General features: G+C 72.9%; 6 protein-coding genes and 1 pseudogene. 5 read left to right on the forward strand and 2 right to left on the reverse strand.

What is annotated here, in order from left to right:
* The 3 genes and pseudogenes from BZZ08_RS37245 to BZZ08_RS37265 all read left to right on the forward strand — a co-directional run.
* A pseudogene (locus tag BZZ08_RS37245) lies at positions 1-2,110 on the forward strand (hypothetical protein); the annotation flags it as partial.
* Between the two features lie 67 nt (positions 2,111-2,177).
* A complete protein-coding gene (locus BZZ08_RS39145; protein ID WP_241965660.1) occupies positions 2,178-4,145 on the forward strand; it encodes a DNA/RNA non-specific endonuclease in 1,968 nt (655 codons plus the stop codon).
* Between the two features lie 32 nt (positions 4,146-4,177).
* Positions 4,178-5,221: a hypothetical protein gene (locus BZZ08_RS37265; protein ID WP_104636575.1), complete on the forward strand. Its 1,044-nt coding sequence runs from the start codon at positions 4,178-4,180 to the stop codon at positions 5,219-5,221.
* 6 nt (positions 5,222-5,227) lie between these two features.
* Here the strand turns inward: BZZ08_RS37265 and lbuL are convergent, their stop codons facing one another.
* On the reverse strand, positions 5,228-6,841 hold the full coding sequence (gene lbuL, locus BZZ08_RS37270; protein ID WP_104636576.1) for a linear/branched/unsaturated fatty acid:CoA ligase LbuL: 1,614 nt from the start codon (positions 6,839-6,841) through the stop codon (positions 5,228-5,230).
* Positions 6,838-8,517 carry an isobutyrate:CoA ligase IbuL gene (ibuL, locus tag BZZ08_RS37275; RefSeq protein WP_104636577.1) on the reverse strand — a complete coding sequence of 560 codons (1,680 nt, stop codon included), beginning with the start codon at positions 8,515-8,517 and terminating at the stop codon, positions 6,838-6,840. The genes lbuL and ibuL overlap by 4 nt, the downstream gene beginning before the upstream one ends.
* A 127-nt stretch (positions 8,518-8,644) precedes the next feature.
* Between ibuL and BZZ08_RS37280 the strand changes: the two genes are divergently transcribed.
* Entirely contained in the window at positions 8,645-9,475 is an 831-nt protein-coding gene (locus BZZ08_RS37280) for a helix-turn-helix transcriptional regulator (RefSeq protein ID WP_104636578.1), read from the forward strand.
* 147 nt (positions 9,476-9,622) lie between these two features.
* On the forward strand, positions 9,623-10,713 hold a 1,091-nt coding region (locus BZZ08_RS37285; protein WP_157953369.1), incomplete at its 3' end, for an AAA family ATPase.

Below are 10,713 nucleotides of genomic sequence, written 5' to 3' on the forward strand. Positions count from 1 at the left end.
CGCCGCCACCGCCGCCGCGCAGGCCGCCACGGCCTCCGGCGCCGCCCAGTCCGAGGCCAACGAGGCCAAGCGCCAGGCCGCCATCGCCACGACCGCGGCCAACCGCGCCACCAACGCCGCCTCCACGGCGCAGGCGCTCGCCAACACGGCCGCCTCCGCGGCGCGCAAGGCCCGTGACGCCGCCTACTCGGCGGCCGAGCACGCGTTGAAGGCCGCCGACGCGGCCGACGAGGCGGTCAAGTACGCCGGGCAGGCCATCGACTACGCCAACAAGTCCACCGCGCACGCCGCCGAGGCCGTCAAGGCGGCCAACAACGCCACCGAGGCCGTGGACGAGGCCATGGCGACGGAGAAGGCGGCGCGGGAGGCCGAACTGGCCCGGCTGGAGCAGGACAAGCTCCAGGGCATGGACGAGGCCCGGCTGCTGTCCGAGATCGAGGCGCAGGAGCAGGCCGAGTTCGATGACAAGCGCACCCAGGAGGAGCAGACCGCTCAGGCCCTCAAGGAGCTGATCGCGTCCGCCGAGAAGGCCCTGTTCGAGACCGGGGACCTGGCGCTCGCCGCCACCCTGGGCCGCCAGGCCGCCACGGGCCTGCTGGAGGCGAAGGGCGCCTGGACGCGGCAGGCCGCCCAGTACGCGCTGGCCGGCAGCGACGACGACCTGTACTCGTGGATCGACCTGGACCGGGCCCTCGCCCAGAGCCAGGACGACCGGGAGACCGTCCTGCACATCGCCGAGGTGTCCAGCCCCGCCATCGCGCAGGCGGCGCAGGCGGCACTGGAGAGCGAAAGCTCGACGGCGGTGGGCGACTTCCTGACCTCCGGGATGATCCGGGCGTCGCAGGACGACAGCAAGGTGCAGATCGCCCGCATCCTCAACAACAAGCCCGGCAAGGCCGTCACCAAGGCGGCCAACGACGCCCTCGACGCCAACACCCCCGAGGCGATCTCGGAGTTCTTCGACCGCACCTACCCGGAGGCGGTGCGCGAGGACGACGCGGTGGCGACCTCCACCGCCCTCGCCAACGGGGGCGAGTACGTCAAGTCGTACGCCGAGGTGGCCCTGGAGGGGCCCACCTGGATGCGCCGGAACTTCGTCCAGGTCGTCCAGTACACGGCGGCCCAGCTGGACCACGACTCCGCCACCCACATCGCCGCGATCCGCGGGTCGATCGCCGCCGCCGCCAAGATCGCCCACAAGGCACAGGAGAGCGCGGCACTGGCGTCGAAGGCCGCCGCGGAGGCCCGCAACGCCGCCGACAAGGCGAAGGAATGGGCCGACCAGGCCATCGCGTCGGCGAAGGAGGCGGACAGCTACGCCGACCAGGCCAAGCAGAACGCCGACGCCGCCGACAAGTCCGCCGCCGACGCCAAGGCCTCGGCGAGCACGGCCAAGGCCGCCGCCGCGACCGCGCGGGGCGCCTCCCGCTCGGCGAACTACTCCGCCAACAAGGCGATCGACTCCGCCCGTTCGGCGCTCCAGTCCTCCTACAGCGCGCAGGCGTCGGCCGCCAGTGCCCGCCAGTCGGCCCTGGAGGCCGGCCGGGACGCCAAGGCCGCCGCCGCGGCGTCCAGCCAGGCGCGCGCCATCGTCGCCCAGAAGCGGGCCGCCGAACAGGCCGAGGCCGCCCGCAAGGCCAAGGAGAGGGCGCAGCAGCAGCAGCAGGAGGGCCGCGACCCGGCCGACAACGAGAGCAACGACGACGTCCACCCGAACGGCACCGGGTCCGGGAAGGAGGACTGGTGGTCGGACGCGAGCTGGTGGGCCGACGCGGCGAACACGGTCAGTATCGCCTCGGGGTTCATCGCCGCCGGGCTCGGGCTGGCCAGCCTGGTCTTCCCCCCGCTGGCCGTGGGCGCGGCGTTCTTCGGTTACGTGTCCCTGGGCGCCGGTGCGCTGGGGGCACTGTTCACCGGCCTCGAACACGGCTTCACCAGCGGTGAGTTCGTCAAGTCCATCGGCGGCACCGCGCTGAACCTGGCCACCTTCGGCCGGGGCAAGCTCGTCGTCTCGGCCGGCAGGAAGGTGGCGCCGGTGGTGCACAAGGTCGCCGAGGAGGGCAAGGAGCTGGTGTCCTCGATCACCGGCGGACTGTCCAACTTCTTCTGACCGGCGGCGGGCCGGGCGCACCGGCCGCCACCGGACAGCACGTCACACCCGAAAGGACAGTCCTACGATGAGACCATCGTCTCGAATACCGCGCTCCCGGCGCGTGCTGCTCTCCCTGCTGGCCGTCCTGGCGCTCGGCGCCACCACGACGGCCATGGTGCCGGCGCAGGAGACGACGCACACCCAGGAGCGGCCCGGGTACCAGGCGGACCGGACCGACCCGGCCGATTCGGCCGCCGTTCCCGCCCCCACCAAGACCCGCCCCGCCGAGGTGGCACCCGGGGAGCGCTGCGAGCCCACCCGCGCCGGCTCCCGCGAGCGCAGGGCAGGCGCCGTCCAGGCCTGCGTGAGCATGAGCGCCACGCCGGTGAAGTCGGCCGGGCGGCAGTCCCTCGCCGCCGCGTCGTCCGCGGCATCCGCCGACGCCGCCGCCGCCGACGACGACACGGCCAGCTGCGTGATCACCGCCCCCGGCACATGGAAGTTCAACCGCTTCGGCTACTGCGTAAACGGCCTGACCGTGCTGTACGTGCTCAAGGACGGCAACGGCAAGGAGATCGGCACCGGCACGCTGAGCGTGACGACCAGTGCCCTCCTGCCCGCCGAGGGCACGTCGTGGGAGGAGCACGTGACGGTGACCATGACCGGCGCGACCGGGGCCGTCACCTCCCTGACCGCGAAGTTCAGGTCCGCGTGCTCGGCCGGCTGCAAGGCCACCAAGAACGCGCCGTGGTACGGCGGCACCCTGGTCAAGGGCGATTCCCGCAACGGCCGTGTGGCCTACTCCTCCACCCCCGCCGCCGGTACCCAGGTCGAGTTCACGACGTCGTACGAGCTGTACGTGACCGCGCCCGGCGCCCAGGTCACGGACGCGAGCGCCTCCTGGAGCAATCCGGAGCGGATCCGCTGCGACGACGCCGTCAGCGACACCGCCGGCACGCCCGGACCCGGTTGCGTGGTGCCCAGCATCATGCCGGTCGTCACCATCGACGCCACGTCGGGCGCCGCGGCGGTCGGGTACCGGTGGGCCCAGCAGAACCTCGCGGGCGGCTGGGGGCAGGACAAGCCGCTGACCCGGGCGAAGAGCGGCATCGCCGACCGCACCGCGCGCACCTGCGGGGGGTCGGAGCCCTTCCAGGCCATGCCGGACGTCGTCGCGAACGACAGCTGCGGCACGTTCCCCTTCGCGGCCACCCACGAAGGCGGAACCGACGGCGCCCTGTGTGCCGAGATCGTCCTCAAGGACACCGGCGGGGGCTGGGCCGTCCAGCAACTGGGCGACACCGACCTCGGCCGGTCCTGTGTGCGCGCCCACGTCCCCGCTGCCGACGACCAGGCCGCCCGGACCCAGCTCTCGGACGGCTTCGCGAACCAGCGGGTGGTGGAAGCCGAGAAGTTCAAGGTGGAGATCACCGGCGCGACCGCCCAGCCGCAGGGAGCCTGCCTGCGGACTCAGCCGGACGGATCGCTGCGTGCCGGCGACGGGTGGATCAGGAACACCACCGCCGCCGTCGACCACGTGAACAAGACCACCACTCCGGACGGAGCCGGTACCCGCGCGGCCATGGCGCAGGCCTGCCTGGGGAAGAACCTCGACACGGGCTCCGACGCGTCCGGCGACATCACCGGCTGGCAGGACGCGCAGCTGTTCCGCGACACCTACTCGCCGAAGACCGGGCTCGCCCGGTGCCACCTGATCCCCAACATCCTCGGTGGCAAGGGCCAGGTGGTGGACGGCGGACAGGACAACCTCGTGCCCTGCTGGCAGTCCGGCATGAACACCGGCACGCCCAGCATGCGGACCTTCGAGCTGGCGGCTCAGAAGCTGGTCAAGGAGGACCCCAACTTCCAGGCGAACGACGCGCTCTTCTACCAGGTGACGCCCGAGTACCAGGACGCCACGAGCACGATACCGGTGGGGGTCACCATGACCGCTACAGTGCAGCGGGCGGACGGAACGTCCCAGCCGCTGTTTCCCGAGGTCTACATCACCAACACCAAGGGCAACACCGGGACACTGAACCTCGGGAACTGAACACCCTTCTGATCACGCCATCGGGAGCCAGTATGAGTCGTAGCACCCCACCGCGGCCGTTCGACGTCACCGCGCTCTTCCCTCAACTGGCCCCGCTGGCACGTACGGCGACGCGGCTGCATCCGCGTGCCGGGTCGCCCACGCCGCACGACAGCTCGGTCGGCGGGCCGCTCCTGTGGCCCGCCGACGAGCCGTGGCCGTACTGCGCCGGACCGCACGAGTGGGACCAGGTCAACGACCCCTCGTCACCGCGGGACGTGCGGGAGCAGCGGCGCATCCAGACGGCCGCGGTGAACCGGTCGCGCGGCAATCCGCGGGGGGTCGAGTACACACCCGAGGAGAAGGCGGTTCTCGCGCGGATCCATGCCGGGCACCCGTGGCCCGAGGGCCCGATCGCCATGGTGCCCGTGGCCCAGTTGTACCGGCGTGACATTCCCGCCCTGGCCCGGCCCGGGGGGTCCGACGCCGATCTGCTCCAGGTGCTGTGGTGCCCCTTCGACCACCCGGAGCACCCCAGGACCGCGCTGTTCTGGCGGTCCGCCGCCGCGGTCACCGACGTCCTCGCCGCGCCTCCCGAGCCGCCCGCGGTCCAGCTGTCCGACTATGTGCCCCAGCCGTGTCTGCTCGCGCCGGAGGAGGTCACCGAGTATCCCCACTTCCTGGAGCTGGACAAGGAGTTGCGGGAGCGGCTGGCGGACTGGAGCAGGTGGCAGGCGGCCGGGGACGCGGTGGACGGCGCCTACGCCGTGGCGCCGCAGGAGTTCTACGTGAACCAGTTGTCCGTCTCTCCCGGCTGGAAGGCCGGCGGCTGGTCCCGCTGGGGTCTGACCGATCCCGTGTCCCGGACCTGCTCCGCCTGCGGCACCGCGATGGAACCACTGCTGACCATCGCCTCGACCGAGTGGAACCACGGCACCGGGAGCTGGGCCCCCGAGGGAGACCAGGCACGCGACCCGCTTCCCCCGGGCGTTCCGCCGGCCAACTACACCCGCGTCGTCGTCGCCGGCGGCTACGGCCTTCAGCTTCACGTCTGCCCGGCGTCCGCGGACCACCCGCACCTGGAGCTGGTCCAGTAGGGCCCGTCAGGCGCGCGTGCCGTACCGCTCCCGCAACTCCACCTTGCGCACCTTCCCGGACACGGTCATCGGGAAGGAGTCGAGGAGTCGGAGGCGGCTGGGCACCTTGTAGTGGGCCAACTGCCCGTCGCAGTAGGCCCGCAGTTCCTCCAGGGTGAGCGGGTCGGCCGCGTCCCGCGGGACGACGCAGGCCAGCACCTCCTCGCCGTAGCGCTCGTGCGGCACGCCGACCACCTGGACGTCCGCGATCTTCGGGTGGCCGTACAGGAACTCCTCGACCTCGCGGGGATAGATGTTCTCGCCGCCCCGGATGATCATGTCCTTGATGCGGCCGACGATCTCCACGTACCCGTCCTCGCGCATCACCGCGAGGTCGCCGGTGTGCATCCAGCGGCCCTGGTCGATGGCCTCGGCGGTCTTCTCGGGCTCCTCCCAGTAGCCGAGCATCACGCTGTAGCCGCGGGTGCGCAGTTCGCCCGCCTCGCCGCGCGGCAGGGTCACGCCGGTGACCGGGTCGACGACCTTGACCTCGATGTGGGGCAGGACGCGGCCGACGGTGCCGGTGCGGTGTTCGAGGTCGTCGTCCATGCGGGTCTGCAGGGAGACCGGGGAGGTCTCGGTCATGCCGTAGCAGATGGAGACCTGCTCCATGTGCATCTCGGCGACCACCCGTTTCATCACCTCCACCGGGCAGGGGGAGCCCGCCATGATGCCGGTGCGCAGGGAGGTGAGGTCGTAGGAGGCGAAGTCCGGCAGGTTCAGCTCCGCGATGAACATCGTCGGGACGCCGTACAGGGACGTGCACCGCTCCCGCTGCACCGCCTCCAGCGTGGCGGCCGGCTCGAAGGACGGGGCGGGGATGACGATGCAGGCGCCGTGGGAGGTGGCACCGAGGTTCCCCATGACCATGCCGAAGCAGTGGTAGAAGGGGACCGGCAGACAGACCCGGTCCTGCTCCGTGTAGCCGACCGTGCGGCCCACCCAGTAGCCGTTGTTGAGGATGTTGTGGTGGGAGAGGGTGGCGCCCTTGGGGAAGCCGGTGGTGCCGGAGGTGTACTGGATGTTGACCGGGTCGTCGCAGCTCAGCTCGGCGGCGAGCGCGTCGACCCGCTCCTGCGGCACCGAGGCGGCGGACGCGGTGAGCGCGTCCCAGGACGGGTCGCCGATGTAGACGGTCTCGCGCAGTGCGGGGCACCGGCCGCGGACCTGCTCCACGATCGCCCGGTAGTCGCTGCTCTTGTGGGCGAGCGAGGCGACCAGCAGGGTGATGCCGGACTGCCGGAGCACGAACTCCAGCTCATGGGCCCGGTAGGCCGGGTTGACGTTCACCATGATGACGCCGATGCGGGCGGTGGCGTACTGGACGAGGACCCACTCGGGGCAGTTGACCGCCCAGATGCCGACCCGGTCGCCCTTGGTGACGCCCTTCGCGAGCAGTCCCCGCGCCACCTCGTCGACGGCGGCACCGAACCCGGCGTAGGTCCAGCGCCGTCCGGACGGGACGTCCACCAGGGCCTCGCGGTCCGGGTGGGCGGCGATCGCGCGGGCGAGGTCGGCGCCGATGGTGTCGCCCAGCAGCGGGGTGGTGCCGGTGCCGTGGGCGTAGGAGAGGTGGGTCACCTGAAGTCCTCCTCGCGGTACTCGTTCGCGGAACCGGCCGCCGTGGCCTCGCGCAGCTCGATGCGGCGGATCTTGCCGGAGACGGTCTTGGGCAGTTCCCCGAACTCCAGGCGGCGCACCCGCTTGTAGGGGGCGAGGGTCTGGCGGGAGTGCTCGAAGAGCACCTTCGCGGTGTCCGGTCCCGGCTCCCAGCCCGCCGCCAGCACGATGTACGCCTTCGGCACCGCCAGGCGCAGTTCGTCCGGGGCCGGCACGACCGCGGCCTCGGCGACCGCCTCGTGCTCCAGCAGGGCGCTCTCCAGCTCGAAGGGGCTGATCTTGTAGTCGGAGGCCTTGAACACGTCGTCGGCCCGGCCCACGTAGGTGAGGTAGCCGTCCTCGTCGCGCGCGCCGATGTCGCCGGTGCGGTAGTAGCCGCCCGCCATCGCCTCGGCCGTGCGGTCCGGGTCGCCGTGGTAGCCGGTCATCAGGCCGACGGGGTGTTCGGACAGGTCCAGGGCGATCTCGCCCTCGTCGGCGCCGGGCGCGCCGGTCACCGGGTCGAGCAGCTCGACGCGGTAGCCGGGGCTGGGGCGGCCCATCGAGCCGGTCTTGAGCACCTGGCCCGGGCTGTTGGAGACCTGGACGGCGGTCTCGGTCTGCCCGAAGCCGTCCCGGATGGTCCTCCCCCACACGCGGCGGACCTGCTCGATCACCTCGGGGTTGAGGGGCTCACCGGCGGCGACGACCTCGCGGGGCGGGGTGGCGAGCTGCGCCAGGTCGGCCTGGATGAGCATGCGCCACACGGTGGGCGGGGCGCAGAAGGTGGTGACGCCGGCCCGGTCCATCTCGGCCATCAGCCGGCTCGCGTCGAACCGGGTGTAGTTGTACAGGAAGACGGTCGCCTCGGCGTTCCACGGCGCGAACAGGTTCGACCAGGCGTGCTTGGCCCAGCCGGGTGAGGAGATGTTCAGGTGCACGTCGCCGGGTGTCAGCCCGATCCAGTACATGGTCGCCAGGTGCCCCACGGGGTAGGACACGTGGGTGTGCTCGACCAGCTTGGGGCGGGCGGTGGTGCCGGAGGTGAAGTACAGCATCAGCGGGTCGTCGGCGGCGGTGGGGCCGTCCGGGGTGAAGGCGCCGGAGGCCGTGTACACGTCCTCGTAGGGCCGCCAGCCGGGCGCCGTCGCCGCGCCGCCGCCGACCGCGACGCGCGTGTAGTCGCCGGGCACGTCGTCGAACTTGCCGGTGTCCTCGGCCCGCACGATCACGTGCTTCACCCGGCCGCGGTCGACGCGGTCGCGCAGGTCGGCGGGGCCGAGCAGGGTGGTGGCGGGGATGACGACGGCGCGCAGCTTCATCGCGGCCAGCGCGGTCTCCCACAGCTCGGCCTGGTTGCCGAGCATCACGAGGATGCGGTCCTCCGGGCCGACGCCCCACTCGCGCAGGCGGTTCGCGACGCGGTCGGAGCGGGCGGACATCTCGGCGAAGGAGACCCGGACCTCGCGGCCGTCCTCCTCGACGATGTGCAGGGCGGTGCGGTCGTTCCCGTCGGCGATGACGTCGAACCAGTCCAGCGCCCAGTTGAAGTTCCGGGGGCGGGGCCACCGGAACCCCTCGTAGGCGGCGGTGTAGTCCTCGCGGTGTTCCAGCAGGAAGTCCCGTGCGGTGCGGAACAGCTCCGTGGCCGTCGTCATCTGTCCTCCTCGGTGCCGGACCTTGCCGGGCGGCTCTGTGCCATCGTCTAATCCGTGATGTGGGTCTCACTACCCCCGAACGGGGGTGTGCGTCCCAGGACGGCGGTCGCGAGGGAGGTCGGAACCGGTGGTGGTGGACGCGGCGGACGCGGCTCAGATCCGCAGCGCGCTGGTGCGGCTGCGGCGCACGACCGGGCTGCCCGTCGCCTTCGGCGGTCTGGTGGAGTCCGGGCGGCGCCAGGTGCGCATCAGTGAGCTGAGCGGCACGGCCACGACGGCGCTCAGCGCGCTGGCGGTGACCGCCGGCAACGGCCTGGGCGGCCGGGCGGTGGCGCTGTCGCTGCCGTGCGCGGTGACGGACTACTCCGTCTCCCGGCAGATCAGCCACGAGTACGACCTGCCCGTCGCCGCCGAGGGCCTGCGCTCGGTCCTCGCGGTGCCGGTGGTCGTACGGCGCCGGGTGCGCGGTGTGCTGTACGGCGCGCTGCGCACGGCCCAGCCGCTGGGCGACCGCACGCTGGGTGCGGCCGTGGCGGCGGCACGGGACGCGGAGCAGGCGATGGTGCTGCGGGAGGAGGCGGGCGAGCTGCTGGCGGCGGCCGCGCCCGCGCCCGGTCCGGCGGGCGGCGCGGCCTGGGAGCAGGTACGGGAGGCGCACGCGGCGCTGCGGGCGCTGGCGCCGAGGATCACGGACCCGGCGCTGCGGGACGAGCTGCTGCGCGCGTGCGGCCTGCTGGTGGCGGGGAACGGTCCCGCCCCGGGGCCCCGGCCGGCGCCGCGCGAGGTGGACGTGCTGGCCTGCGTGGCCGCGGGCGCGACGAACGCGGAGGCGGCCGAGCGGCTCGGGGTGGGCGCGGAGACCGTCAAGAGCTACCTGCGCTCGGCCATGCGCAAGCTCGGCGCCCGCACCCGCACGGAGGCCGTCGCGTCCGCCCGCCGAACGGGGTGGCTGCCGTAGCACGCGGCCCGGTCCGGACTTATCGCGGCGTGTTTGTTTTCGGTACCCCGGTGTTTGTTATTGGGGTCACCTCGCCGTCCCTCCGTAACGCAATGCGCCGATGCCTAATATTGGCCCGGACACGACACACGGAGGGGAGCGGTCACCGTGCCACGGGACTTCGCGGACGCTGCCGGCAGCCGCTCCGACCTGGTCATCGGGCGGGAGGAGTCGTTCGGCGCGGCGCGTGAGCAGCTCACCCGGGGCGGCAGTGTGTTGCTGCACGGGCCCGCCGGAATTGGAAAGTCGACGGTCCTGCGCACCCTGGCCGCGGAATATGCCGGTACCGCGCACACCGTGTTGCGCTGCTCGGCCACCGAGTCCGAATCGCATCTCCCCTTCCTCGCCCTCGCCGACCTCCTGGGCCTGGTCCTCGACGAGGTCTCCCCCGTGCTGCCCGCCGCCCAGCGCACCGCGCTGGAGTCCGCGCTGACCGGCCGCGGCGAGTCCACCCTCCAGCGCGACGGCCTCGCGCTGCGCCTGGCCGTGCTGTCCGCGCTGCGGGCCCTCGCCGTCGCGGGGCCCGTCCTCGTCGTCGCCGACGACCTCCAGTGGCTGGATCCGGCCAGCACGGAACTCCTCGGCTTCGCCGCCCGCCGCCTGGGCGACACCCCGGTGCGGCTGCTGTGCGCGGTGCGCACCGAGGGACCCGAGACCCAGGACGCGGAGTACGACCGCCATCTGCGCGCCGTTCCGCCGGACACCCGCGCGGTGCGTCTGGGGCCGCTGACCCGCGCCCAGGTGTCGACGCTGCTTGACGGACGCGGCTACTCGGGCCTGCACCGTTCCACGGTCCGCGACATCCACCGCACCAGCGGCGGCAATCCGCTGTTCGCCCTGGAGCTGGGCCGGGCCCTGGCCGAGAGCCCCGCGGCACCGCGCCCGGGCGAGCCGCTGCCGGTGCCGACCTCGCTGCGCGCCCTGGTCCTGTCCCGCCTGGAGATGCTGTCGGACGAGGCGCGCCGCACCCTCCTGGTGGCCAGCGCCGGCGCCCGCCCCACCCCGGCGCTGCTGCACGCGGCCGGCCGGGAGAACGCCGAGGCGGAGACCGCGCAGGCGGCGGCGCTCGGACTGCTGGCGCCCGACCCGGAGGGGCCGACCGTACGGTTCGCGCATCCGCTGATCTCGGCCGCGCTGTACGCCGAGGCCCCGGCGCCGGAGCGGCGGGCCGCGCACGCCGCGCTGTCCGCGGCCGCCTC

Origin of the sequence: Streptomyces sp. MH60 (assembly GCF_002939385.1) — a bacterium.
Lineage (GTDB): Bacteria > Actinomycetota > Actinomycetes > Streptomycetales > Streptomycetaceae > Streptomyces.